Source organism: Paenibacillus sp. FSL K6-1096 (genome assembly GCF_037977055.1).
Classification (GTDB): Bacteria; Bacillota; Bacilli; order Paenibacillales; family Paenibacillaceae; genus Paenibacillus_AQ.
In genome coordinates, this window is record NZ_CP150274.1 from 6,322,909 (window position 1) to 6,348,705 (window position 25,797).

Consider the following 25,797-nt stretch of genomic DNA (forward strand, 5'->3'; position numbering starts at 1 on the left):
TCAATAAATAGGTGGCTCCCCCATAATGAAAGCGTAACCAATTAAAGACCACAAAACATGAACTGGGGGTTGACCATGAACACAGGTACTGGAAAAGGCCCGGTGTGGCTGAAGAAGGCTTCAATTCTGCTGTTGTCTGCACTGCTGTTGTCCGCTTGCTCAGGGAAGCTGGAATCCGGCAACGGCAAGCAGGAAGCGGCGGCAAGCAATGATCCGCAGGCAAGCCCGGCGGCCATCGATGAGAGTCCGCTCGGCAAATACGATCCTCCGATTGAGTTGTCGTTCGTCAGGGACCTTAGCGATGTGGTAGAGAATAACGTGCTTGGCGTGCTGAAGGATGAGACGATTGACAACAACCGCTGGACGAAGCTGTATGAGGACCAGCTCGGGATCAAGATTAAGTATAACTGGATCGTGAAGGGCAGCCAGACCTCGGATCAGTATCTCCAGAAGATTAATGTGACGCTGGCCTCCGGCGATCTGCCGGATGTGACGCCTGTTAATGCGACCCAGCTCAAGCAGCTGGCCGATTCCGGCCAGATTGAGGATATGACGGCACTGTACGAGAAATATGCTTCCCCGTTCACCAAGAAGGTGCTGTCGGGAGAAGGCACAAGTGTATTCGATGCTGCGACCTTCGATGGCAAGCTGATGGCGATTCCAGCCCTGGAGTCCTCCATCGAACGCTCGATGTACATCTGGATTCGAACAGATTGGCTGGAGAAGCTGGGCCTGCAGCCGCCGAAGACGATGGCGGACGTCCTGGCCATCTCCGAAGCATTCGCCGAGAAGGACCCTGACGGGAACGGGAAGAAGGATACCTACGGTCTTGGTATTACCAAGGATCTGTGGGGCGGAGCAATGGGGCTGGAGGGCTTCATGGCCGGGTATAATGCGTACCCGAATATCTGGCTGGAGGATGGGAACGGCAAGCTGGTGTATGGAAGCATTCAGCCGGAAGTGAAGAAGGCGCTCCAGGTGCTGCAGGATATGGCCAAGAAGGGCCAGCTGGATCAGGAGTTCGGTGTCAAGGACGGAGGCAAGGTGTCCGAGCTGATCTCTGCCGGCAAGATCGGGATGGAGTACGGTGAACAGTGGAACTCCATCTGGCCGCTCCAGCTGAACCGCGACAATGATCCCAAGGCGCAGTGGCAGGCCTTCCCGATTGTCTCCGAATCGGGCGATACGCCGAAGGTGCCGCTGAAATTCAGCACCACCCGCTTCTTCGCTGTGAAGAAGGGGGCGGCTCATCCGGAAGCCGTGATCAAATTGTTCAATCTCCATCTGGAGAAGAACTGGGGCGAGACGGCCGAATTCGATAAGTACTATGCACCGCCGGAAGCGGAGAGTGTCTGGCAGCTGTCCCCGGTTACCCCGTATCCGGTAACGAAGAACGTAGACGCGTTCCGCGAGATCGATGCTGCCCGCAAGGCCGGGGACTTCTCGACCCTGAAAGGTGAAGCCAAGACGATCCAGGAGAAGCTGGAGTCCTATGCTTCAGGTTCGACAGAAGGCTTCTCCCTATGGGGCTGGGAGCGGATCTACGGCGAGCAGGGCTCCATGGGCATAGCTGACCAGTATATCAAGAATGACCAGTTCATTCAGGAGAAATTTGTCGGTGCTCCGACGCCGACCATGGTCGAACGCAAAACGACGCTTGAGAAGCAGCAGAATGAAATTTTCGTCAAAATTATTCTGGGTGAGCCGATTGAGAAGTTCGACCAGTTCGTGAAGGATTGGAAGAAGCTGGGCGGAGATCAAATTACGCAAGAGGTCAATGAATGGTACGCAGCGACTAAGAAATAATGCGCGGATGGAGGAAGAAAGCTCCCTTTTCTTCCTCCATTCCATTCTAGCCTGCAGATGTGGAGGATAACGATGAGATCGAAATTGCGCAAGGAACTGCCGCTTCATCTGATGCTGCTGCCGGGACTGATTATGATCATCCTGTTCTCTTATGTTCCGATGGCCGGTGTCATGATAGCGTTCCAGAAGTTTATTCCCGCCAAGGGCCTGTTCGGGGACCAGAAGTGGGTGGGCTTCGATAACTTTGATTATGTGATGAGCCTGCCGAACTTCACCCAGGTGCTGTGGAATACACTGTTTATTTCCAGCCTGAAGCTGATTCTCGGCCTGATTGTCCCGCTTGTCTTCGCGATATTATTGAATGAGCTGGCGAGCAATGTCATCAAGAGAACGGTGCAAACCGCGATCTATCTGCCTTATTTCCTGTCCTGGGTGGTGCTTGGGGGGATTCTGATTGATATTCTGTCCCCGTCAGGCGGGATCGTCAATGAATTCCTCGGCCTGTTCGGCGTCTCCAAAATCTTCTTCCTCGGCGATAACGACTGGTTCCCTTTTACCCTGATTGCTTCGGATGTCTGGAAGAACTTCGGGTACGGCACGATTGTCTACCTGGCAGCCATTACGGGCATTGACCCCGGGCTGTACGAAGCCGCTACGATTGACGGGGCAAACCGCTGGCACAAAACCTGGCATATTACCATCCCTGGCATCCGCATGGTCATCGTCCTGCTGTCGGTGCTCAGTCTCGGGCAGCTGTTGAACGCCGGCTTCGACCAGGTCTTTAACCTGTACAGCCCGCAGGTCTATGAGAGCGGAGATATTCTGGATACCTTCGTCTACCGGATTGGGCTATTGGATGCGCAATATGGCGTGGCGACGGCTGTAGGCTTCTTTAAGTCGATCATCTCGCTCACCTTGATTTCCAGCTCGTATTTCCTGGCTTACCGTTTTGCCAAGTACCGGATTTTTTAGAGGAGGGAGATCCCTTGCAGCAACCGCTGACGCCTAACCAGGCAGACCTAACTACTGTTCACCGTAAAAAAAAGTTCGACGGGATATCGGTGCTGAACGCCACCTTTCTCATTCTGGTCTCACTGCTCTGTATCCTGCCGCTCATTCATATTGTCGCTGTGTCCTTCAGTTCAAGTGCAGCGGCATCCGCCGGATATGTCCGGCTCTGGCCGGTAGATTTCACGTTCGCTTCCTATATGTATACGATGAGCCGTACGGAATTCTGGCAGTCGATGATTGTATCCCTGACCCGGATCGGGATCGGGACGCCGCTGAACCTGCTGCTGACGATCCTCGTGGCCTACCCGTTATCCAAAGAATCACATGCGCTGCGGTTCCGCAGCGTGTATGCCTGGGCTTTTTTCATCACCATGCTGTTCAACGGGGGCTTGATTCCCTGGTATACCACGCTCAAGGAGTACGGTCTGCTCGACTCAATCTGGGCGCTGGTGCTGCCCGGTGCGGTTCCGGTGTTCAGCGTAGTGCTGCTGCTTAACTTCTTCCGGGAGATTCCGAAGGAGCTGGAGGAAGCGGCGCTGATTGACGGGGCCGGACACTTCCGCACGGTCTGGTCGATCTTCGTGCCCATCTCCAAGCCTGCGCTGGCCACACTGGCCCTGTTCTCTATGGTAGAGCATTGGAACAGCTGGTTCGACGGCCTGCTGCTGATGGGGAACCCGGCGAACTATCCGCTGCAGAGCTATATTCAGACGATTGTTATCCAGCAGAACCTGTCCAATATGTCGCGCGATGCGATGCTGGACCTGGCGCTGATCTCGGACCGGACGCTGAAATCGTCCCAGATCTTCCTCGGCTCCCTGCCGATTATTCTGGCCTATCCGTTCCTGCAGAAGTATTTCGTGAAGGGGATTGTACTCGGCAGTGTCAAAGGATAAGCTCAGGGAAGTTATGCATCAGCCTGCGCTTCTCCCGCCAATCAGGCTATAATGGTGAAAATGATTCTGGGAGGCCTGGCATTGTTGTTCCAAAAGGACTTTTCCCTGCGCAATACGATTTTTCTGCGCCTGATTGTTACCTTTCTGCTCATCATGCTGCCGATTATTGTCTTCGCAGTCTATCTGTATCAATGGATTCTGCACACGGCCAGCGCTGACATCCGCACCTCGGCTACGGCCCAGACGGCGTTCTACCTCAGCGATATGGAGAATGAGATCGAGCGGATGAAGCTGCTGCAGTACAGTCTGCTGGAGGATGAAGACCTGAACAAGCTGGCGCTGACCTGGGAGACGCTGGCGGTGATTGACCGCACGGAGAATCTGAATTCGCTGATGAAGCGGCTGTTCATCGTACAGAACAGCAGCACATACATTAAGGATGTGCGGGTGCATATCATGACCATCGGGAGGACGATCTCCTCGGTCGGGGGCGTGCGCGAGCTGGAGATGAAGCGCTTCCGCGAGATCCGCTCGGTGTTCGGCGACCGGCGCTCCCAGGTGATCGAATGGGACGGAGGCCTCTACCTCAGCGCCATGAAGCAGCGGGGGGTCAAAGGGGCGGAGCCGCTGTTCACGGTGGAGATTGAGCTGGATGCGCAGGAGCTGCGGGCGGCGCTGGGCCAATTCAACACCTATCCGGGCAGCGGAACGCTGCTGCTGTCGGACAGCTCCAGTGTGGCCTTGTCCAGTGTGACCGGGGAGCTGGCGCAGGCGGATAAGTCGCAGTACGTCCGGGAGATCCGCGATGTAGCTTCGGGAGAGCGGCTGAGAATTGCCGGTGCGCCCTATTATATTGTCCAGGCCAGCTCCCGGGAGCTGGGGCTGTCAATCTACCGCATGATTCCGGAGGCAATCATCAAGACTCCGCTGAGCAAATTCTATACCTGGGCCTGGGTGTTTGCCGTGGCCGGTCTGGGGATCATTGTTGCTTTTGCCCTGTCTACCTATAAGTTCATTCACAAGCCGATGCTGACCCTGGTCAAAAGCTTCCGCCGAATGGAGCAGGGAGATCTGGACATTTACATCAAGCATGAGTCGAGGGATGAGTTCCGTTATCTGTACAGCCGCTTCAATCAGATGGTCAGCAATCTGCACTCTCTGATCGATCAGGTCTATAAGCAGAAGATCATGGCCCAGCGGGCCGAGCTGAAGCAATTGCAGTCGCAGATTAACCCGCATTTTCTCTATAACAGCTTCTTTATTCTGAACACAATGGCCAAGACCGGCGACACGGAGCGGATTGAACAGCTTACGACGCTGCTTGGCGAGTACTTCCAGTTCGTGACCCGCAATGCCTCTGATCTGGTGACGATGGAGCAGGAGATTCATCATGCGCGGATGTATACCGAGATTCAGGCCATGCGGTTCTCGCGGCGGATTACGGTCCGGTTCGATCCCCTGTCGGAGACGCTGAAGCCGGTGCAGGTCCCGCGGCTGATCGTGCAGCCGATTGTCGAGAATGCCTTCAAGCACAGCCTGGAAAAAAAGGCGATGGAGGGCCTGATCGTTGTGCGTTTTGAGCAGGAGGAGGCTTACATCCGCATTATTGTGGAGGATAACGGGGACCGGCTGACCGATGACACGCTGGCGCAATTGAAGAAATCGCTGAATGCCTGCCAGGAGCAGGCGGAGACCACCGGGCTGGTGAATATTCACCGGCGCATCCGCATCACCTTCGGGGAAGAGAGCGGCCTGCTGGTGGACCGGAGCGGACTGGGGGGGCTTAGAGTAACCATCCTGCTGACAACCGGAGGTGAGGGTGCAGATGTACCGGATGCTTATCGTTGACGATGAAGAGATTATTACAGACGGGCTGGCGGTGGTTTTTGGCAAAATGGACCTGGGCCTCGACCTCTACAAGGCCTACTCGGGCCAGGAAGCACTGGAGCTGCTGGACCGTACCCGGGTCGATATTGTCCTGTCCGATATCTGTATGCCCGAGATGGATGGGCTGGAGCTGATGGAGCATATCCGCCGCCGGTGGCCGCAGTGCAAGCTGGTGTTCCTGACCGGACACAGTGACTTCAATTATGTCTATCAGGCGATTCAGGCTCCGGGCGTCCAGTATGTGCTGAAGAACGAAGGCTATCCCAAGCTGATTGAGGCGGTCAAGCGTGCGCTGCAGGAATTGCAGGAGACGATGCAGGCCAACGACCTGATCCGTGAGGCCAAGGAGCAGCTCAATACGCTGGAGACGCTGGCGCAGGGCGGATATTTCCGCCACCTGATCCATAGTGTGAAGGTGGAGCAGGATGTGGCGGAAGACTTCGAGCGTCTGCACATTCCGCTGGATGCGTCTATGCCTGTGCTGCTCGCTCTGGGCAGCCTGACCGACTCTGATACTGCAAGGTCGTATTCCGAACGTCAGGAGACGGCGCTTGCCGTCAAGCTCCTGGCGGAGAAGCTGCTGAAGGAGAGGACGGTCAGCCTGGGAGTCATCGACCGCTACGGCGATCTGATCTGGCTGATTCAGCCTGACAGGTCATGGGCGGGGGACGGAGCGGGGGCGGTGGGGCAGATAGAGCAAGTAGAGCAAATGGGCCAGATGGAACAGATTGGTAAGTTTCTCGAAGGCACCTTCGAGCTGATTCAGCAGACCTGCCAGGAATCGCTGGGGGTTACGGTGGCTATTACGTTCAGCGCCGAGAAGGCTAGGTGGGCGATGCTCCCGAACCTGTACGACAAGGTGCGGCAGGTCCAGCACTACCGGGCGGGCGACGGGGAGCGGATGGTACAGCGGGTGCAGCTGCATGAGGCTGCGGTGCCGGATCAGGTCCGCGACCGGTTCCTGCAGGGCAAAGCCGAGACGCTGGCTGCCCATTTGGAGGCGGGGCGCAAGGAGGATTTCCTCCGCTTGTTCAGAGAGATGGCCGAGCCGGCGGGCCAGGAATGCGCGCGGGGTAATCCTTATCTCACTGAGCTATATTACACCATTGCCCTGATGCTGCTGTCGTACATCAACCGGTGGGAAGCGGATGAAGGGATCGCCACCGGCGGACTGATGAATCTGGAAGTCCACCGGACCTGGTGCGAAGCCTTCCGCTATCTGGAGGACACGGCCGGGAATCTGTTCTCGGTGCGCAGGAGCGGCGAGCAGAAGCGTGCGGCCAGCGTGATCGACCGGATCTGCTTATATATAGAAGAGAATCTCGACCAGGACCTGTCGCTGGTGCGTCTGGCCGATGTGATCCACTTCAATCCCTCCTACCTGTCCCGCCTATTCAAGCAGGAACGGGGCATCAACCTGTCCGAGTATATCGAGGAGCTGCGCGTCCGCCAGGCCAAGGAGCTGCTGCGCAGAGGGGAGCTGAAGGTAGCCGAGGTCGGTTCCCTGATTGGCTACGTCACCCCGCAATCCTTCACACGTGTATTCAAAAAGTGGACCGGAACCACGCCGCAGGAATACCGCACGGATGTGGTTGGCGGGTGAGGGAACAGAGAGGAAGGGAGCTGTCCACAAGCTATGAAATGGCTGATTGGGGCAGCTCCTTTTTTCAATCCCGCCGTAGCTGGGCGGATCGCCTAAAACAGCTAATGGTTACTTATAAATCCGGTAGTTCCCGCTGAGCGCCAGCAGGCTGAAGAAGTACAGGCAGTTGTCGTAATACCGCCGGTCACCGGTGCGCAGCGGGGTGTTCCAGAACAGCTTGACGAAGTGACCGGCGTCCGGGCCGTCAGCGGCCAGCGAGGCCATGGCGAGGGTAGCCAGCAGGCCGACCGGGTGCAGAGACGGCTCGTCGAACGGCTGCCCGTCAATCGTATACCGGCGGTAATCGGCCGGATCGATATCGCGGAAGAATGCCTGAATCCGGTTCGACTGTTCCACCTGCCAAGGGTCGCAGCGGAACCATTCGTAGTCGAGGCCGATGTTGGCGGCTACCCGGTAGGCATCGCTGAAGAAGTGGCGGAAGTCGCCGTGTGGCTGCGGTTCCGCCGGTGTACCGTCATAGTTGGCGTATTCCGGAGACAGTCCGGTGACCGGGTGGCAAGCCAGGTGCAGATAAGCCCGGCTCCGGGCGGCTGCGTCCTTCCAGAAATCCCGGTCCGCCTCATCCGCCCAGAGTGCAAACAAATCATAGAAATGCGGCAAATGGTAGGATGGATCACTGAACGGGGTTTCCGGGATGAACTTGATCAGCCGGGTCTCCGGGTCCCACATCGGATCGCCTTCTTCGCCGTCCTCTCCCTTGTGCACACAAGCACGAAGAATAATCCTGGCCTGCTCTGAATAGTTGAACGGCTCCGCACCATCCCCCCAGCGGCTAGAGGCAAAGAACAGTGCCATCGCGAAGAACTCCTCCCCGTCCGGGGCCGGGCCTTGCGACAGCCGGGTGCCGTCCAGCTTGCAGTGCCAGGCGAAATAGTCCTTATACCGTCCCTCTGTATGCTGCATGAATACTTTGGCGAATTTCCAGAGCCGGTCGAACTCCTCTTTTTTGTCCAGTTGAACCGCCATCATCATGCCATAGGACATACCCTCGGTGCGCACATCGGTATTCCCGGTGTCCACCATATACCCCTTATCGTCATCCATAGGATGATAGATCCGCACCTCCGGCGCACCGTAGAACAGCTCGTTCCAGGTATCCTCCAGCCGCTGCCGGATGGCTTCTTCGCTGATTCCATTTTCAAGAAACAAATTTCTGTATTCTCCTGTATGATAGGAGCCTGCTGCGTTAGTATTCATAACCATCCTCCATGTGGATAATATTCCGCCCCAGTATACCATAAGCCGCGCTGTAGAGATTAAAGCGTTTTCCTGAAAATTTATAGAGGATTCCGCCTTCCCTCCGCCGATCTAAGGATAGATCAATGTTCAGTGTCTATATGTCATGGACTTGCCTTCCGCCTGTTCACTATACTGATAGGGACGTATAGTAAGACCACTACACAGTAAAGGTGATAGTCTTATGAATAGAGTGCAGGATCAGCAGGATCAGCAGGATCAGCAGGATCAGTTAAAGCTTACCGTGTACACACGCATTCCAGATCAGGATTATACGGCGTCTCTCGCAAATAGCGTTCATCTCGCTTATATGGACGGGCAGCAGAAATGGCAGCCGCTGAACCGGAATTATGGCATTTTGTTTGCCGCGGGAACCGTAGATGAGAACAATGTGATTCATGAAAAAGGACTGAAGAACCCCTATATCTTCCGCACAGCGGACGGTTCCTTCGGTATCGCGGCCATAAGAGTAAACGCTTCCGGGGAGGACGATGAGGAGAGCAAAGGACAGATTCTGCTGTGGACCTCGCCGGATCTGGTCACCTTCGACAGTCTGGGGCTGGTGCAGCTCCACAAGGAGCTGTATGTCCAGGAGGCTGTCTGCATACCGGACGGGACAGGCGCAGGCTGCGAGCTGCGCTGGCAGGACGACAGCGGGAACGTATATGTGAACCGGCTTGCGGATCTGCGGCAGCCTCACTTGATCTCGCCGCCGGAGCGGGCGGAAGCCTATACAGTAGAACGGCCGGAGCAGCCGTTTCCCGGAACCGCTCCGGGCAATGTGATCTCGCTGGACGAAGTGACCGGCAGCCAGATCCTGGCGGCCTGGACACCGGTGTATAACACCGGCATCCGCGTGGCGGAGCAGATCAGTGCCAGCTCGGCGGATGAGCTGTCTGCGGTTACCGCGACGGCGGTCTACTCAGACGGGTCCACCGCAGACAAGCGCGTAGCCTGGGATACGCGGGAGATCGACTTTAGCGTGCCCGGAACGTATACCGTACAAGGCCAGGTGGTTACGCATAACTATCCGTTCCCTTTGGCAAGCGGGTATGCCGACCCGGTCCTCCTCCCGTGGAACGGGAAGTATTATTTCCTGGCTACCAATGACAATGTCAATAATATCGGCATCTTTGTCCGGGAAGCGGACACCATAGACGGCTTATTCGCTCCCGGATTCCGGGAAGCGGTCATTCTGGATCTGGATGAGGAGCGCAGCTTCATCCAGACCTTCTGGGCGCCGGAATTCCATCTGATCGGCGGAGAATTATACATTCTATTCGCCGTAGGCGGCAAGGTCTGGGGTCCGCAGTGCCATATCATGAAGCTCAAATCCGGCGGAGATATTATGCAGGCGGCTGACTGGAACGAGCCGGTCCGCGTGAAGCGGATGGACGGCACGCCGCTGGCCGGAGAGGGAATTACGCTGGACATGACCTATTTCAAGGCAGACGAAACGTCCTGTGTGCTCTGGTCTTACCGCAAGGGGATCGGCACGCCGCTGGATACCGGCTCCATGATCTATATCGCAACCGTCGATGAAGCGAACCCTGCGGTACTCACCAGCGAGCCGGTGCTGCTCACCCGCCCGCTGCTGGGCTGGGAGAATGTGCAGGGCACGATCAACAACGAAGGCCCGTACCCGCTGATCACGGAGGATAAGGTGTATATCGCGTACTCCGGCGGGGCGGCAACAGGGTACACCTATGCGGTAGGGCTGTTAAGCATTCCGCGGGGCAGCGATGTTCTCGATGCCGCTGCATGGCACAAGGCGAGCACACCGGCCTTGTCCTATTATTCGCTGGAAGGCGTCTACGGGCCGGGGCACAATTCCTTCTGCCGTGATGTGGATGGCACGCTGCTGATCCTGTACCACGGGGAAGAGCAGCTGGTGAAGCATGGAACGCGGTGCTCGGCGATGCACCGGGTGCATTTTGACGCTAAGGGTGTGCCTGTGCTTGATGTCGCCGGAGACAGGGATGTTCACCCGGATTACGCCAGCTGCACTATACAATTAACAGTACCAGTATCTAACTCATAATCAGGAGGAACAATCATGGCTAAGCAGCAAGGAATCAACCCGTATCTACCTTCTTGGGAGTATATCCCGGACGGGGAGCCGTATGTATATGAAGGAAGAGTGTATGTCTATGGCTCGCATGACCGCTTCAACGGACACGCCTTCTGTCTGAACGACTATGCCTGCTGGTCAGCGCCGGAGGACAATCTGGGGGATTGGCGGTATGAAGGGATCATGTACCGGGCCACGGATGACCCGCTGAACCCGGATGGCCGCATGTGCCTGTACGCACCGGATGTGACGCAGGGACCGGATGGCCGCTATTATCTATACTACGTGCTGGACAAGGTTCCGGTGGTATCGGTCGCAGTCTGTGACAAGCCGGGCGGCAAATATGAATTCTACGGCTATGTCACCTATCAGGACGGCACGCGTCTGGGCGAACGGGCAGGCGATGAGCCGCAGTTTGACCCGGGGGTATTGACTGAAGGCGACACCACCTACCTGTACACCGGCTTCTGCGGATACGGCGACAAGTCCAGACACGGGGCGATGGCCACCGTACTGGGTCCAGATATGCTTACCATTATCGAAGAGCCTGTGTTTGTGGCGCCGAGCCAGCCGTATAGCCAGGGGACTGGTTTTGAGGGTTTTGAGTTCTTCGAGGCCCCTTCCATCCGCAAAAGAGGCGATCTCTACTACCTGATCTACTCCTCAATCTCGATGCATGAGCTGTGTTATGCGACCAGCACTCATCCGACCCGTGACTTCGTCTACCAGGGAGTCATTGTCAGCAACTGTGATCTGCATATCGATACGTATAAGCCTGCGGAGCGGACGATGTATTACGGCGGGAACAACCACGGCAGTATCGTGGAGATTCAGGGGCAGTGGTATATTTTCTATCACCGGCATACCAACGGGACCGCGTTCTCGCGTCAGGGCTGTATCGAGCCGATTACCTTCCGTGAGGACGGCACGATTCCGCAGGTGGAGATTACGACCTCCGGCCCGAACGGCGGACCACTGGAAGGACGCGGGGAATATCCGGCTTATCTGGCCTGCCATCTGTTCACCAAGGACCAGGAGATGTACACCGGGGGCTTCGGCAAGGTGGGAGCCTGGATGGACAGCCGGTTTCCGAAGATTACCCAGGACGGGGGCGACGGCGATGAGGAGATTGGCTATATTGCCAATATGACCGATTCGGCCACGGCCGGCTTCAAATACTTCGATTGTAAGGGAGTCAGCCGGGTGTCCATCAAGGTGCGCGGCTACTGCCATGGCGAATTCCAGGTGAAGACGGCCTGGGACGGACCGGCGCTGGCTTCAATTCCCGTAGGCTTCACGAATGTGTGGACTGAATATACTACAGACGTAGCTATTCCTGACGGAGTACAGTCCTTGTACTTCACTTATACCGGCGGCGGCGGAGCGCAGCTGGGTTCTTTTACACTGGCATAGGCCTGATTAAAAAAAGACAGCAGGACCGCAGCATTCGCTGCCGGTGCTGCTGTCTTGTTGTCTAGAGGCTATTACAGGCCGGAGGCGTACCGGGCCTTATATTCTGAGGGCGTCATGTCCATATAATGCTTGAACCATTTGGTGAAGTAGCTGACATGCTGGAACCCGGACTCCAGAGCAGCCTCCAGCACATTGTAAGCGCCGCTGCGCAGCAGGCTGGCCGCCTGGCTGATGCGGATATAGTTGAGATATTCCATCGGGCGCATGCCGGTCCGGTCCTTGAAAAACTTACAGAAATGCGAGCGGCTCAGCGACACCACCGCCGCAAGCTGGTCCAGCTCCAGCTTCTCGCGTGAGTGCTCCTCCATATAGCTTAGCACCCGCCGGATCTGCCGGTTGTCCTCGCGTGCCCGGCGGGCTCCCGGATCAGGTTCCATCCCCGTCTGTGCGAGCGGGCAGCTGTCGGCAATGAGCAGCAGCAGCAGCGCCTTCAGGCTCATCTCATAGGCAGGAGCCTTCCGGTCATAACGCGCAAGCAGCTCTCTGACCAGCCGCAGCAGCGGAATATGGGCGCTGTCCGCTGCGGACAGCTGGACCGGGAGCCGGGCCGTCTCCTGGAGGAGCGGGTCCAGGTACAACTCCTGCACCCGGTCGGGCTGTGCAGAGGACAGCCAGGAGATGCGGAAGACAATCGAGTAGTAGCAGGTGCCGCCGGAGCCCGTGTCCGTGCCGGAATGGAGCTCCCCGGGATGAACGATCAGGGCATCCCCTGCCTGAAGGGGGTACTCCCGGCTCTCAATATGGAATACGGCCTGCCCGGCAGCCATATAGATAATCTCCATCTCATTATGCCAATGCACCGGCAGGATGGTATGCACCCCGGCCGGATGCTCGACCTTATAGATATGCAGCGGGAATTCCGGCTGGCCGTGCAGCTTGTGCTCACGGTAACGGTGTTCGTACATGCTTTCCTCCTGTGAATCGCAATATTGTGCTGATGAACCGCAAATATCTGGTAGAGTATCCGCTACCAATAATAATATCATTATAACTAATCGGAGTCATAATGAAAGGTGGATGCATAGTGGGAGTGAAGAATGTACAGTCCGGTGCAAACGGGATCAGGCTGGAGACGGAAGAGGGACTGATGCAGATTGACTGGTGTACGCCGGGCATTGCCAGAATCCGTTATACGCTGAATGCGGAGCTTAGCAGCAAAGAGAGCCTGATGGTGGTAAGCCGCCCAGAGGCTGAGGCTGTCCAATATAAGGTGACCGACCAAGACGGTTACCTGGAAATCGCAACTGCTCGGCTGACCATTCAGGTGGATAAAGAGACCTGTGCGTTTAGCTACAGGGACGCGGACGGCAGGCTGCTGGCCCGTGAGCCGCGCAGAGGCGGCAAGACACTGGAGCGGACGGAAATCTACCACACTGTATTCGATGCGGATGCGGATGCGGTCGAGACCGGGCAGGGAGCGGACGGGCTGCGGGCCAGGGCCGAAGGTGTAAGCCGGAGGCTTGCGCGGGAGGCTTTTCATACGAAGCTGGAATTTGAATGGCAGAAGGATGAAGCGCTGTATGGCCTCGGCTCCCATGAAGAGGGGATGATGAACCTCCGGGGCAAGCATCAGTACCTGTACCAGCAGAATATGAAGGCGGTTGTACCGGTCCTCGTCTCTACACGCGGCTATGGAATTCTCGTTGATTCGGGGTCTTACATGACCTTCCATGATGATGCCTTCGGCTCGTATCTCTGGACCGATGCGGATGAGGAGATGGATTACTACTTCATTCATGGGCCGGAATTCGATGAGATTACAGCGGGCATCCGCTACCTGACCGGAGAAGCGCCGATGCTGCCGAAGTGGTCCTTCGGATATGTGCAGTCCAAGGAACGTTACGTCTCCCAGCAGGAATTGATTGACATCGTGCAGGGGTACCGTGAACGCTCGCTTCCGCTAGATTGTATTGTGCTTGACTGGCAGTCCTGGACGGGCAACCTGTGGGGGCAAAAAACATTCGATCCCGGACGCTTCCCTGACCCAACGCAGATGATGGAACGCCTCCATGCCATGAATGCCAAGCTTATGGTCTCCATCTGGCCGATTATGGGCGCGGGCGGGGACAATCACGAAGAGATGAAGGCGCGCGGCTTCCTGCTCGGCAATCAGGCAACCTATGATGCCTTCTCGGAAGAGGCCCGGGCGCTGTACTGGAAGCAGGCGAATGAAGGGCTGTTCGCCCACGGCATCGATGCGTGGTGGTGTGACTGCACCGAGCCGTTCGAGGCTGACTGGAAGGGTGCGGTGAAGCCGGAGCCGGAGCAGCGCATGCTGATTAATACGGCGGAATCGAAGCGGTATCTGGACCCGGGGCTGATCAATGCCTATTCGATGCAGCATTCCAAAGGCATCTATGAAGGCCAGCGTGCGGTAACCTCAGACAAGCGGGTCGTCAATCTGACGCGCTCCGCTTATGCCGGACAGCACCGGTATGCCACGATCACCTGGTCAGGAGATACCGCCGCCAACTGGGAGACGCTGCGTAAGCAGATTGCCGACGGCTTGAACTTCTGTGTGACCGGCTCTCCGTACTGGACGCTGGACATCGGCGCCTTCTTCGTGCAGAAGCGCAAGGAGCAATGGTTCTGGAACGGAGATTATGACGAAGGCGTTGCCGATCTTGGCTACCGCGAGCTGTACGTCCGCTGGTTCCAGCTTGGCGCGTTCCTGCCGATGTTCCGTTCCCACGGAACCGATACGCCACGGGAGATCTGGCAGTTCGGCCAGGAGGGTGAGCTGATGTACGACACCCTGGTGAAATACCTGAAGCTGCGTTACCGGCTGATGCCCTATATCTACTCACTGGCCGGTGCGGTTGCCCACCGAAGTTATACCATGTTCCGTGCCCTGGCCTTCGACTACCGGGAGGATACCCGGGTCCATGACATCGGCGACCAGTTCATGTTCGGGCCGGCCTTCATGGTGGCTCCGGTCACGGAAGCCATGTATTACGGCCCCGGCTCCCGTGAGCTTCAAGGGGTGTCCAAGCAGCGCAGCGTCTACCTTCCTGAAGGGGAATGGTACGATTACTGGACCGGGGAACGGCTTGCCGGCGGCCGGGTGATTGAAGCCGGAGCGGATCTTGCGACGCTGCCGCTCTTCGTCCGTGCCGGGTCGATTGTGCCGGAAGGGCCTGAGACACAATATACGGATGAGCAGCCGGAGGCTATAGTCCGTCTCAAGGTGTACAGCGGCAAGGATGCAGCCTTCACTCTCTACGAGGATGAAGGGGATAACTATAATTATGAGCACGGCTCCTGCTCCATGATTACGCTGAACTGGTGTGAGGCGGACCGCAGTCTGACCATCGGGAAGCGGGAAGGGCGTTATGAGGGAATGCCGGAGGTACGGCAATTTGCCGTGGAGATCACCGGTCAGGCCGGAAGCTGCACAGTGACCTACAGCGGGGAAGCGGTAACCGTCCGGGAGAATGACCTGGCTTTCTAAAGCGGGGGGACTTCCCCACAGGGCATGACTTAAAGCGTGCGGCTGTTCCTCCGGTAGGCGGCGGGGGTCATCCGGGTGATTTTTTTGAAGGTGCGGTAGAAGTGGGGCATACTCTCGAAGCCGCAGGCCATCGCGATCTGTTCGATGGTGGCACCGGATTGCAGCAGGCTGTCCTTGGCGGCAAAAATCCGCTTCGTCGCAATATAGTCCGTCACATTCATCCCGAGACGCTGCTTGAAGACCCGGCTGAAGTGGGCCGGAGAGATATTTGCCCGCCCTGCAAGCAGAGCCAGCTCCAGCGGCTGTTGCAGATGGCCGTCAATATAGGCCAGCGCCTCGCGGAACCAGTCCGGCAGCGACAGATTGGTGTCCACCGGACCGGCGGCCTGCGGCAGACAGTAGCGGTTCAGATGCAGCAGCGTGAGCTGGAGCAGCAGGGTCAGGGCTTGCCCGCCGTCCGGGCGGTTCTCCCCGCGTTCTGCGTGAAGGGCGTCGATATCCTTTTGTATAATTGAGGCATGCTCGGGCGGCAGGGTATACTTGTATTGCTTACGCCTCTTGGCGGTGTCGAACAGCTTCAGGTAAGCATAAGGCTCGCCGTAGGATTGATGATGAAGCAGACCCGGGCTGAAAAAGACCGCAGAAGAGGTCACCGGCTCCTCACTATCCGGGAACCCGCGGTGCACCGTATTGCCGGGAACGACAATAATATCGCCCTGGCGCATCTCATAGAAGGTCTGGTCGATGAAGAAGCTCCCTTTGCCCCCGTACACATAGATGAATTCGTACCAGTCATGCTGATGGTCGGGAAGCTCGCGCTGCGGGCTTTTCGTCTCCTTATAGTCCAGCAGCAGGGAGAAGGGCCCTTGATTGTCAAAATGCTTGGTGATCGGTCCGATGATGTTCTCCTCCTTGGGCAGAGCTGTGATTCCTCTCTGTATCATATCAAAATAAGGTATAGATTTGTTTGTTTTCGCTATTTTTATTCCTTTATCGGATGTTTACAATAAGATGGAATGGAGGCGGTATCATTGTATATTGATGCTCATCAGCATTACTGGAAGATTGAGAGGGATGATTACGGCTGGATTACGCCGGAGATTCCGGTGCTGTTCCGGGATTATCTGCCCGCTGATCTGGAGCCGGAGCTAATGAAGCACGGGATCAGCCGGACGGTTGTTGTACAGGCTGCGCCTACAGTAGAGGAGACCGAATATATTCTGGGACTCAGCGAGCAGGCAGACTCCGTTGCAGGCGTCATCGGCTGGCTGGATCTTGCAAGCCCTTCCTTCCAGGCTGAATTCGAACGGCTCAGCAGACATCCGAAGTTCACCGGGCTGCGCGTAATGATTCAGGAGATGGCGGACCCTGGTGTGCTTTTGACCCGGCCTTATATAGAAGCGCTCTCATTTCTTGCGGAGCGGGATGTGCCGGTGGATCTGCTGGTGCTTGACCATCAGCTTCCACAGCTCATTGAGATGCTGGAGAGGGTTCCGGGACTGCGCGGGGTCATTGACCATCTGGCCAAGCCTCCGATTGCCTCGGGCAGCCTGGAGCCGTGGAGAAGCCGGATGGCAGAGGTTGCAGGTCACCCGGGAATCTATTGCAAGCTGTCCGGGATGGTGACCGAGGCTGATCCGCAGGGCTGGACGCAGGAGGATTTCACCGCTTACGTTCATGCTGTGCTGGAGCTGTTCGGACCGGAGCGGGTAATGTTCGGCAGTGATTGGCCGGTGTGCCTGATGGCGGCAACCTATGATGAGGTGGTTGGGATTCTGCGCAATGCCTTACAGGACCGTTTGTCAGCGGAAGAGATGGAGCCGGTGTTTGGAGCGAATGCGGCCAGATTTTATAAGTTAGATTCATAAACCATAGGAGGTTGTGCACGATGAAATACAGACAGCTGGGCAATACGGGACTGGAAGTCTCGGCATTAAGCTTCGGGGCCTCTTCGCTGGGGAGCGTGTTCCGGGAGGTTCCGAAGGATGAGGCGATTCTAACGGTTCATACGGCAATTGATCTGGGAATCAACCTCATTGACGTCTCCCCATACTACGGCCTGATGAAAGCGGAGACAGTGCTGGGTGAGGCGCTGCAGACGGTGCCGCGTGACAAGTATATCCTAAGCACCAAGGCTGGACGTTACGGGTCAGATGAATTCGACTTCTCCAGAGAGCGGATCATCCGCAGCGCGGAAGAGAGCATGGGCCGCCTGGGTACGGATTATCTGGATATTCTGCTGTTGCATGATGTTGAATTCGGCTCCATGCAGCAGGTGCTGGAGGAGGGGATTCCGGCGCTGGAAGAGCTGAAGCAGGCGGGCAAAATCCGTTACTCCGGCGTCAGCGGCCTGCCTCTGAGTGTGTTCGAGAAGGTGCTGCCGCAGACCAGGCTGGATGTCATTCTATCGTATTGCCATTATTCGCTGAACGATACCACACTGCTCCGGCTTCTTCCGCTGCTGGAGGAGAGCGGCACAGGGCTGATCAACGCATCGCCGATCTCGATGGGGCTGCTCAGCAACCGCAAGGTGCCGGACTGGCATCCGGCCAGTGCCGAGATTCAGGCTGCGTGTCAGCGCGCCGCTGAATATTGCAGGGACAAGGGCGAAGACATTGTCAAGCTGGCGGTTCAGTTCTCCACGGCGAACGAGCAGATTCCAACCACCTTGGTCAGCACGGCGACACCGGCTAATATCCGCAACAATATTAAGTGGACCGAAGAGCCGATGGACGAACAATTATTGGCAGAAGTGCGCGATATTCTGAAGCCGATTGACGGGGCTACCTGGCTGAGCGGCCGGGCGGAATGGAACGGGGATTCGGTCCGGAACGGGGGGCATATATAATGAAGGGAATTATTTGTGAGGAAGTTGGAAAGTTCATATTCCGCGAGGATCTGCCGGAGCCGGAGCTGCTGGACGGGGAAGCCATTGTCAGCATCCGCCGCATCGGGATCTGCGGTACAGACCTGCACGCCTACCGGGGGAACCAGCCTTATTTCACTTATCCGCGTGTGCTGGGACATGAGCTGTCCGGGATCATTGAACGTATCGGCGACAATCCGCAGGGGCTTCGCGCCGGGGATCAGGTCAGTGTTATCCCTTATCTGCATTGCGGGGAGTGCCGGGCCTGCCTGAGCGGTAAAACTAATTGCTGCCAGAAAATGAGAGTGTTCGGTGTTCACCTGGATGGAGGAATGCGGGAGCGGGTGAGCTTGCCTGTAGGCAACCTGCTGAAGACAGACGGCCTGTCGCTGGATCAGGCAGCCATGCTGGAGCCGCTGGCGATTGGCGCCCATGCGGTGCGGCGCTCAGGCGTCAATGCGGGGGATCAGGTGCTGGTGATCGGGGCTGGGCCGATCGGACTTGGCGTGATGGCCATGGCCCGATACGCCGGAGCGAAGGTCATTGCGATGGATGTCAACGATGAACGCCTGGCCTTCTGCAAGGGCTGGGCGCAGGCGGAGTATACGGTAAGCGCCTTGCGCGAGCCGAAGGAGCATCTGTCAGCGCTGACAGATGGCAACTTCCTGCCGCATGTCATTGATTCCACCGGCAATGTCTCCTCTATGGAAGGGGCTTTCGGACTGGTGGGCCATGGCGGCACATTGACCTATGTCGGCTTGGTCAAAGGCAACATTACCTTCAGTGACCCCGATTTCCATGCCCGCGAGATGACGGTACAGGGCAGCAGAAATGCGACACGCGAGGATTTTGAACGGGTGATCAGCGCCATTAGGGACGGTTACATTGATGTGGACCGTTATATTTCCCACCGCAGCCCGTTCGGGGAGATGATCGGACAGTTTGAGAGCTGGCTGAATCCCGAAACCAAGGTGATCAAGGCACTGGTTGAGCTGAATTAACTGCGAAGGAGCGAAGCAACGATGACAAGCAAGGAACACAGCCAGCGGTTATGGTACGATGAGCCGGCACAGAACTGGAATGAGGCACTGCCGATCGGCAACGGGCGGCTTGGGGCGATGATTTTTGGACGGGCGGCTGAGGAGAAGCTCCAGCTCAATGAGGATTCTGTCTGGTACGGTGGTCCGCGTGACCGCAACAACGAAGATGCGCTGCCTAACCTGCCGAAGCTCCGCCAGCTGATTCTGGAAGGCAAGCTGCGGGAGGCGGAGGAGCTGGCGGCGCTGACGATGGCCGGGCTGCCGGAAGCGCAGCGCCATTATCTGCCGCTTGGCGATCTGCTGCTGTCGTTCGGCGGCCATGAGCAGCCAGTGGAAGACTACAGCCGGGAGCTGGATCTGGAACGCGGCGTATCCCGGGTGAGCTATGTGACCGGCGGGGTGCGGTATACCCGCGAGCTGTTTGCCAGCTATCCGGATCAGGCCATCGTGGTGCGGATTACCTCTGACCGCAAGCAAGGTATCTCCCTAAAGGCGAGGTTCAACCGCCAGAACTGGAGAATGCTGGAGAAGACAGAGAAGTGGCAGGACAGCGGACTGGTAATGAACGGCGTGTGCGGGGGCCAAGGCGGCAGTACATTTGCTGCCGTCCTCCGGGCGGTTACCGGAGATGGAACCGCCCGCACGCTTGGCGAGCATCTGCTGGTGGAGGGAGCAAGCTCGGTAACGCTGCTGCTGGCGGCGGGAACTACCTTCCGCCAGCCTGATCCGGCACTCCATGGCAAGCGGCAGCTGGAGGCGCTGAGTAAGGTTCCTTATGAGGAACTGCTGGCCCGCCATATCACAGACTACCGCAGCCTGTACGCCCGGGTTGCGCTGACGCTGCCGGAGAACCCGGAGCTGAGCGGACTGCCGACCGGCGAACGGCTGGAGCGGTTCCGTCAGGGGGAAGAGGATCACGGACTGATCTCGACCTATTTCCAGTATGGCCGTTACCTGCTGATCGCCTCCAGCCGTCCCGGCTCGCTCCCTGCGAATCTGCAGGGCATCTGGAATGACAGCTTCACCCCGGCTTGGGACAGCAAATTTACCATCAATATCAATGCGCAGATGAACTATTGGCCTGCCGAAATCTGCAACCTGGCCGAATGCCATGAGCCGCTGTTCGATCTGATCGAGCGGCTGCGCGAGCCGGGCCGGGTGACGGCTAAGGTGATGTACGGCTGCGGCGGCTTCACGGCTCATCATAATACGGATATCTGGGCAGATACCGCTCCGCAGGATACTTGTCTGTCGGCCTCCTTCTGGCCGCTCGGCGCAGCCTGGCTGTGCCTCCATCTGTGGGAGCATTACCGGTTCAGCCAGGACCGCTACTATTTGGCCCAGGTGTACGATACGATGAAGGAGGCTGCACAGTTCCTGCTGGACTATCTCATTGAAGATGAAGCGGGCCAGCTGATTACCTGCCCGTCCATCTCGCCGGAGAACACCTATCAGCTTCCGGGCGGAGAATCCGGCGTGCTGTGCGCCGGGGCCTCGATGGACTTCCAGATCATTGAAGCCCTGTTCAAGGCCTGTGTCCAGAGCTCGGAGATTATCGGCCGGGATGAGGCATTCCGCGAAGAGCTTCGCGCGGCACTGGACCGGCTGCCGGAACCGAAGATCGGCAAATACGGCCAGATTCAGGAGTGGATGGAGGATTATGAGGAGGTCGAGCCGGGACACCGCCATATCTCCCATCTCTTTGCCTTGTACCCCGGAGACGCGTTCACGGTACAGGGTACGCCTGAGCTGGCAGCAGCGGCCCGGACGACACTGGAGCGCAGACTGGCGAGCGGTGGCGGACATACCGGCTGGAGCCGGGCCTGGATTATTAACTTCTGGGCGCGTTTGCAGGATGAAGACAAGGCCTATACGAACGTGCGGGCGCTGCTGGAGCACTCCACCCTGCCGAATCTGTTCGACAACCATCCGCCGTTCCAGATCGACGGCAACTTCGGCGGCACCGCAGGCATCGCCGAGATGCTGCTGCAGAGTCACACCGAAGGAATTCAGCTGCTGCCAGCCCTGCCGTCAAGCTGGAACGAAGGCAGCGTCCGCGGCTTACGGGCCAGAGGCGGGTATACGCTTGATTTCGTTTGGGCAGGCGGACTCGTTACGGAAGTGAAAGTTACCTGTACGGTCCCTGGCCCATGCCGCCTGGAAGGCCCGGGGCTGTCTCCGGTATCCTTCACAGGAGAAGCGGGCAGTTCGTATACTTTCACCGGGCAGAGGTAGTTGACAAATATATTATGATAGTACTGTGGGATTGGCGTATCGTGCGCCAATCCTTTTTGGTGTGGTTAGCTAGAGCGTCGAGTGTGGCCGGATGTATGCGGAAAACCGAACATAATTGGCAGGTAAGCTGGTGCGCACTGAACCCCTGCCCACAACGGCAATTCCGCTGCCGGTTGCCCAGGTAACCGTTTTCTTTTATCGATTTTTCAGGGGGGAAGACCTATAGTTTATGAATTGTAAGCGTATTCTGAAAACGTATAATTAAAGATGTCACCAGGAGATGTTATAAGCATAAGCATTAGCCAAAAAGGGGAGGCATATCAACATGCACAAATCTGCAAAACGTTCCGCCCAGGCCGCAGCAGCCGGTGTACTGGCACTCACACTGGCACTTACAGGCTGCGGTTCCGGCAGCAACAACACCAACACCGGCGGTGACGCCGGCGGCAAAAACGCCGCAAGCGGGGGCAACGCCACTCCGGCCGCAGCCGGAGACGACAACGCACCGGTAACATTCTCCGTATTCATGAACGGTCCCGGGCAGCAGCCTACACCGGACAACAAGATCCTCAAGCTAATCAAAGACGAGACCGGCATAACCTTCAACCAGGAATTCCTGGTCGGCGACCTGCAGCAGAAGCTGGGCGTTATGATCGCCGGGGGCGACTATCCGGATATTATGTCCGGGGATGACAAGCTGATCAATGCTAAGGCATATATCCCGCTTGAAGATCTGATTGAGAAGTACGCACCGAACCTGAAGAAGCATTACGGGGCGGTGTGGAACCAGATCAAGGATGAGAGTGACGGCCACATCTACGTGCTGCCAAGCTACGGCGTCTACCAAGGTAAAATCACTGAACCGACTTACCAGGGACCAGGCTTCTGGCTGCAAAAGAAGGTCCTGGAGGAAATGGGCTATCCAACGCCTAAGACCCTGGATGAGTATTTCGATATTATTGCCAAATATAAAGAAAAACACCCGGATGTGATCGGGTTCGAATCCCTCAACTTCGACTGGCGTGTATTCCCGCTGCAGAATGCGCCTGAGCATCTGTCAGGACATCCGAATGACGGAGCGGTGATTGTAGACAACAACAAAGCTCAGATTTTTGCCGATAAGGATATCTCCAAGACCTACTACAAGAAGCTGAACGAGATCAACGCCCAGGGCCTGATGGACAAGGAAGCCTTCGTACAGAACTATGACCAGTATCTGGCCAAGGTGGCGAGCGGCAAGGTAGTCGGGATGTTCGACCAGCACTGGAACTTCCAGGACGGCGAGAAATCCCTGATCTCCCAGGGCAAGCTTGAAGATACCTACATCGGCTTCCCGCTGCTGTATCCGGGCTATGAGGAATGGTACCGTGACCGTGGAGCAGTCGGAACAAACCGCGGCTTCGGGATTTCGATCAAGGCTAAGGACCCTGTCCGCATTATCAAATTCTGGGATAAGATGATTACCGAGGATTGGCAGAAGACACTGCAATGGGGCGTTAAAGGCGAGGACTATGAAGTGAATGCCGACGGCTCCTTCTACCGTACACCGGAGCAACGGGCCAATGCCGACCAGACCAGCTGGCAGGTAGCTAACAAAATCTCGGGGATGTTCGGATATATGCCTAAGATTCAAGGTACGTACAGCGACGGAAACGCAGCAGATGCAGGAACACAGCCGCAGGAATTCTTCGACAGCCTGAAGCCTTACGACCAGAAGATCCTGAAGGCCTACAACAAGAAATCATGGTCTGAATTCTTCAAAGAACCGAAAGAGAACAACATCTACTTCCCGGCTTACTCCATCGTGCTGAAGGATGGTTCGCCGGCACAGCTTGCGCAGTCCAAACTGAATGACCTCCAGGTGAAATATCTGCCTAAGGCCATCATGGCAAGTCCGGCAGAGTTCGACTCCGTATGGCAGGACTATGTAGACAAAATCCACAAGCTGGACATCAAGGCTTATGAAGACCGTATTAATGAAGGCATCCAGCAGCGCATCGAAAAGTGGAGTGTCAAATAAACGGACTTATGTCTTGAAGCAGAGCGGGAAACGAGCTTTCCCGCTCTTCCTAAATAGAGTGGAGAGAACGATTACACAGGAGGGAATACTACATGTCTGATGCCGTACTGGACAAACAGGTCAAGAAACAGAAGACCCGCAAACGTAAAGTCGATCCGGAAATCGGTGTGAGCCTCAGCTGGAAGACGCTTAAGGTACAGAAACAGCTCATTTTCATGTCGGTACCGATTGCAATTTATTTAATTATTTTCAACTATGTTCCGATCTGGGGCTGGGTTATGGCCTTCCAGAATTATCACCCGGCGCTGCCTTTCGGCCAGCAGGAATGGGTAGGCTTCGATCAGTTCAAATTCTTGTTCTCCGATGATACCTTCTTGCTTGTGCTGCGCAACACGATTGCGATGAGCTTCATCAACCTGGTGCTCGGCACGGTTACGGCGATTGGCCTGGCCCTGCTGCTCAATGAGATCCGGGTCAAATTCTTCAAGCGTATTGTACAGTCCATTTCTTACCTGCCGCACTTCCTGTCCTGGGTTATTGCAGCGGGAATCGTGGCTACCTCCCTGTCCATTGACGACGGGATTATCAACGTCATTCTAATGAAGCTTCATCTGATCAAGGACCCGATTATGTGGCTCAGCGAAGGCAAATACTTCTGGGGCATTGTAGGGGCTTCCAACGTGTGGAAAGAGGTAGGCTGGGGCACCATTATCTATCTGGCCGCGATTACCTCCATTGACCCTTCCCTGTATGAGGCAGCATCGATCGACGGTGCAACACGGATGCAGAAAATGCGTTATGTCACCCTGCCGGGAATTAAAGCAACCTTCGTGATCCTGCTGATTATGAATATCGGACATATTCTGGATGCCGGCTTTGAGCTTCAGTATCTGCTGGGCAACGGACTCACTATAGACTATTCGCAGACCATCGACATCTTCGTCATCAAGTACGGGATCTCAATGGGGAACTATTCACTGGCTACGGCAGCAGGGATCTTCAAGACCATCGTCAGTGTCATACTCGTATTCATGGCCAACTACACTGCCAAACGTCTCGGCGAAGAGCGGTTAATCTAGAAGGAGGAAATGCCCTATGAAAGCTGTAGCAAAAGGATCAAGCCGCGTAGAGCCGGTTGTATTTCATACACTGAACACGCTGTTTATGCTCTTTGTGGTTGCTGTCACCCTGTATCCATTCCTCCACACGCTGGCTGTCTCGCTCAATGACGGCAGTGATACGCTGGCCGGTGGAATCTATCTCTGGCCCCGTGCGTGGACGATGGAGAATTACAAAGCGGTGTTCGTATCGGGAACGATCTATCATGCCGCCTTTATCTCGGTCTCACGCACCATCATATCGACGCTGGTCGGTGTGTTCCTGACCACTATGCTGGCGTATGCGCTGGCCCAGCCGCAATATGTTTTCCGCAAAAAAATCGGCCTGCTGTTCATCCTGACCATGTATTTCAACGCCGGCCTGATTCCGAACTATTTCCTGATCAAGAACATGGGCCTCCTGCACAACTTCATGGTCTATATCCTGCCGAGTCTGGTCAGCGCGTTCAACCTGATCATCATGCGGACCTATATCCGCGGCCTTCCTTACAGTCTTACCGAATCGGCAAAGATTGACGGTGCAGGGGACTTCCGGATTTTCTGGAAAATCATCTTCCCGCTCTGTACGCCTGTACTGGCGACAGTCGCACTGTTCATCGCCGTAGGCTCGTGGAATGCCTGGTTCGATACGTTCCTGTATGCTTCCTCGGATATTAAGCTGAGCACCCTGCAATATGAAATGATGAAGCTCCTCGGCTCCACGATGAGCACGAATAACGATCCGTCCATGCTTGCCGGAGGACAGAACAATCAGACGCAGGCTATGGTCACACCGGCTTCCATCCGTTCTGCGATCACCATCGTTACCGCGGTGCCGATCCTGTTCGTCTATCCTTTCTTGCAGAAGTATTTCGTGGTAGGATTGAACCTGGGCAGTGTGAAGGAATAATTGCCCAGTAAGGAATCCCATCAGGAATGATATAAGCCGAATAGGTATACCATAACCGCTTACGGGTACAGCCGGAGCGGTTTCTCCTGTTCCATACCGCGGGGGACGGGCAACAGCTTGATTACTTGATTGAAG

18 protein-coding genes are annotated in these 25,797 nt (G+C 56.4%); 15 read left to right on the forward strand and 3 right to left on the reverse strand.

The genetic code is table 11. The features are described from left to right. Nucleotides 1–75 precede the first annotated feature (75 nt). From MHI24_RS27750 to MHI24_RS27770, 5 genes are all read left to right on the forward strand, one after another. Complete coding sequence (locus MHI24_RS27750) at nt 76–1,806, forward strand: extracellular solute-binding protein (protein ID WP_340022766.1); 1,731 nt, start codon at nt 76–78, stop codon at nt 1,804–1,806. 72 nt (nt 1,807–1,878) lie between these two features. Then, nucleotides 1,879–2,778 (forward strand): ABC transporter permease subunit, encoded by a 900-nt coding sequence (locus MHI24_RS27755; protein ID WP_340022768.1) that lies wholly within the window; start codon nt 1,879–1,881, stop codon nt 2,776–2,778. Nucleotides 2,779–2,792: 14 nt separating this feature from the next. Beyond that, nucleotides 2,793–3,713 carry a carbohydrate ABC transporter permease gene (locus tag MHI24_RS27760; protein WP_340022769.1) on the forward strand — a complete coding sequence of 307 codons (921 nt, stop codon included), beginning with the start codon at nt 2,793–2,795 and terminating at the stop codon, nt 3,711–3,713. A gap of 81 nt (nt 3,714–3,794) precedes the next feature. Further along, entirely contained in the window at nt 3,795–5,561 is a 1,767-nt protein-coding gene (locus MHI24_RS27765) for a histidine kinase (protein ID WP_340022770.1), read from the forward strand. Further along, nucleotides 5,539–7,203: a response regulator gene (locus MHI24_RS27770; protein ID WP_340022771.1), complete on the forward strand. Its 1,665-nt coding sequence runs from the start codon at nt 5,539–5,541 to the stop codon at nt 7,201–7,203. Before MHI24_RS27765 ends, MHI24_RS27770 begins: the two co-directional genes overlap by 23 nt. Before the next feature lie 108 nt (nt 7,204–7,311). On the opposite strand, the gene MHI24_RS27775 is transcribed toward MHI24_RS27770, so the two are convergent. Next, complete coding sequence (locus MHI24_RS27775; protein ID WP_340022772.1) at nt 7,312–8,460, reverse strand: glycosyl hydrolase family 8; 1,149 nt, start codon at nt 8,458–8,460, stop codon at nt 7,312–7,314. 223 nt (nt 8,461–8,683) lie between these two features. On the opposite strand from MHI24_RS27775, the gene MHI24_RS27780 reads away from it, so the two are divergent. Together MHI24_RS27780 and MHI24_RS27785 are read left to right on the forward strand one after the other, a co-directional pair. Next, entirely contained in the window at nt 8,684–10,540 is a 1,857-nt protein-coding gene (locus MHI24_RS27780) for a family 43 glycosylhydrolase (protein WP_340022773.1), read from the forward strand. Between the two features lie 15 nt (nt 10,541–10,555). Continuing rightward, complete coding sequence (locus tag MHI24_RS27785; protein WP_340022774.1) at nt 10,556–11,983, forward strand: family 43 glycosylhydrolase; 1,428 nt, start codon at nt 10,556–10,558, stop codon at nt 11,981–11,983. A gap of 71 nt (nt 11,984–12,054) precedes the next feature. On the opposite strand, the gene MHI24_RS27790 is transcribed toward MHI24_RS27785, so the two are convergent. Beyond that, nucleotides 12,055–12,948 (reverse strand): AraC family transcriptional regulator, encoded by an 894-nt coding sequence (locus MHI24_RS27790; RefSeq protein WP_340022775.1) that lies wholly within the window; start codon nt 12,946–12,948, stop codon nt 12,055–12,057. Nucleotides 12,949–13,067: 119 nt separating this feature from the next. Between MHI24_RS27790 and MHI24_RS27795 the strand changes: the two genes are divergently transcribed. Next, nucleotides 13,068–15,494, forward strand: a complete 2,427-nt coding sequence (locus tag MHI24_RS27795; protein WP_340022777.1) for a TIM-barrel domain-containing protein — start codon at nt 13,068–13,070, stop codon at nt 15,492–15,494. 29 nt (nt 15,495–15,523) lie between these two features. Here the strand turns inward: MHI24_RS27795 and MHI24_RS27800 are convergent, their stop codons facing one another. Next, on the reverse strand, nt 15,524–16,438 hold the full coding sequence (locus tag MHI24_RS27800; RefSeq protein WP_340022778.1) for an AraC family transcriptional regulator: 915 nt from the start codon (nt 16,436–16,438) through the stop codon (nt 15,524–15,526). 87 nt (nt 16,439–16,525) lie between these two features. Here MHI24_RS27800 and MHI24_RS27805 point away from each other — a divergent pair, with 87 nt between their 5' ends. The 7 genes from MHI24_RS27805 (at nt 16,526) to MHI24_RS27835 (ending at nt 25,662) form a co-directional block, all read left to right on the forward strand. Further along, nucleotides 16,526–17,362: an amidohydrolase family protein gene (locus MHI24_RS27805; RefSeq protein ID WP_340022779.1), complete on the forward strand. Its 837-nt coding sequence runs from the start codon at nt 16,526–16,528 to the stop codon at nt 17,360–17,362. 20 nt (nt 17,363–17,382) lie between these two features. Beyond that, nucleotides 17,383–18,342, forward strand: a complete 960-nt coding sequence (locus MHI24_RS27810; RefSeq protein WP_340022780.1) for an aldo/keto reductase — start codon at nt 17,383–17,385, stop codon at nt 18,340–18,342. After that, nucleotides 18,342–19,361 carry a zinc-binding alcohol dehydrogenase family protein gene (locus MHI24_RS27815; RefSeq protein ID WP_340022781.1) on the forward strand — a complete coding sequence of 340 codons (1,020 nt, stop codon included), beginning with the start codon at nt 18,342–18,344 and terminating at the stop codon, nt 19,359–19,361. Before MHI24_RS27810 ends, MHI24_RS27815 begins: the two co-directional genes overlap by 1 nt. Before the next feature lie 21 nt (nt 19,362–19,382). After that, nucleotides 19,383–21,635 (forward strand): glycoside hydrolase family 95 protein, encoded by a 2,253-nt coding sequence (locus MHI24_RS27820; protein ID WP_340022782.1) that lies wholly within the window; start codon nt 19,383–19,385, stop codon nt 21,633–21,635. A 325-nt stretch (nt 21,636–21,960) separates the two neighbouring features. Continuing rightward, nucleotides 21,961–23,655, forward strand: coding sequence for an extracellular solute-binding protein (locus tag MHI24_RS27825; protein ID WP_340022783.1), 1,695 nt, complete (start codon nt 21,961–21,963; stop codon nt 23,653–23,655). 92 nt (nt 23,656–23,747) lie between these two features. After that, nucleotides 23,748–24,734 (forward strand): ABC transporter permease subunit, encoded by a 987-nt coding sequence (locus tag MHI24_RS27830; RefSeq protein WP_340022784.1) that lies wholly within the window; start codon nt 23,748–23,750, stop codon nt 24,732–24,734. Nucleotides 24,735–24,750: 16 nt separating this feature from the next. Further along, entirely contained in the window at nt 24,751–25,662 is a 912-nt protein-coding gene (locus tag MHI24_RS27835; RefSeq protein WP_340022785.1) for a carbohydrate ABC transporter permease, read from the forward strand. Nucleotides 25,663–25,797 lie beyond the last annotated feature (135 nt).

Bases quoted from the DNA above. Each gene is read 5' to 3' on its own strand.
- MHI24_RS27750 (WP_340022766.1), top strand. From the start codon at position 76: ATGAACACAGGTACTGGAAAAGGCCCGGTGTGGCTGAAGAAGGCTTCA.
- MHI24_RS27755 (WP_340022768.1), top strand. From the start codon at position 1,879: ATGAGATCGAAATTGCGCAAGGAACTGCCGCTTCATCTGATGCTGCTG.
- MHI24_RS27770 (WP_340022771.1), top strand. From the start codon at position 5,539: ATGTACCGGATGCTTATCGTTGACGATGAAGAGATTATTACAGACGGG.
- MHI24_RS27775 (WP_340022772.1), bottom strand. From the start codon at position 8,460: ATGAATACTAACGCAGCAGGCTCCTATCATACAGGAGAATACAGAAAT.
- MHI24_RS27780 (WP_340022773.1), top strand. From the start codon at position 8,684: ATGAATAGAGTGCAGGATCAGCAGGATCAGCAGGATCAGCAGGATCAG.
- MHI24_RS27785 (WP_340022774.1), top strand. From the start codon at position 10,556: ATGGCTAAGCAGCAAGGAATCAACCCGTATCTACCTTCTTGGGAGTAT.
- MHI24_RS27790 (WP_340022775.1), bottom strand. From the start codon at position 12,948: ATGTACGAACACCGTTACCGTGAGCACAAGCTGCACGGCCAGCCGGAA.
- MHI24_RS27800 (WP_340022778.1), bottom strand. From the start codon at position 16,438: ATGATACAGAGAGGAATCACAGCTCTGCCCAAGGAGGAGAACATCATC.
- MHI24_RS27810 (WP_340022780.1), top strand. From the start codon at position 17,383: ATGAAATACAGACAGCTGGGCAATACGGGACTGGAAGTCTCGGCATTA.
- MHI24_RS27815 (WP_340022781.1), top strand. From the start codon at position 18,342: ATGAAGGGAATTATTTGTGAGGAAGTTGGAAAGTTCATATTCCGCGAG.
- MHI24_RS27820 (WP_340022782.1), top strand. From the start codon at position 19,383: ATGACAAGCAAGGAACACAGCCAGCGGTTATGGTACGATGAGCCGGCA.
- MHI24_RS27825 (WP_340022783.1), top strand. From the start codon at position 21,961: ATGCACAAATCTGCAAAACGTTCCGCCCAGGCCGCAGCAGCCGGTGTA.
- MHI24_RS27830 (WP_340022784.1), top strand. From the start codon at position 23,748: ATGTCTGATGCCGTACTGGACAAACAGGTCAAGAAACAGAAGACCCGC.
- MHI24_RS27835 (WP_340022785.1), top strand. From the start codon at position 24,751: ATGAAAGCTGTAGCAAAAGGATCAAGCCGCGTAGAGCCGGTTGTATTT.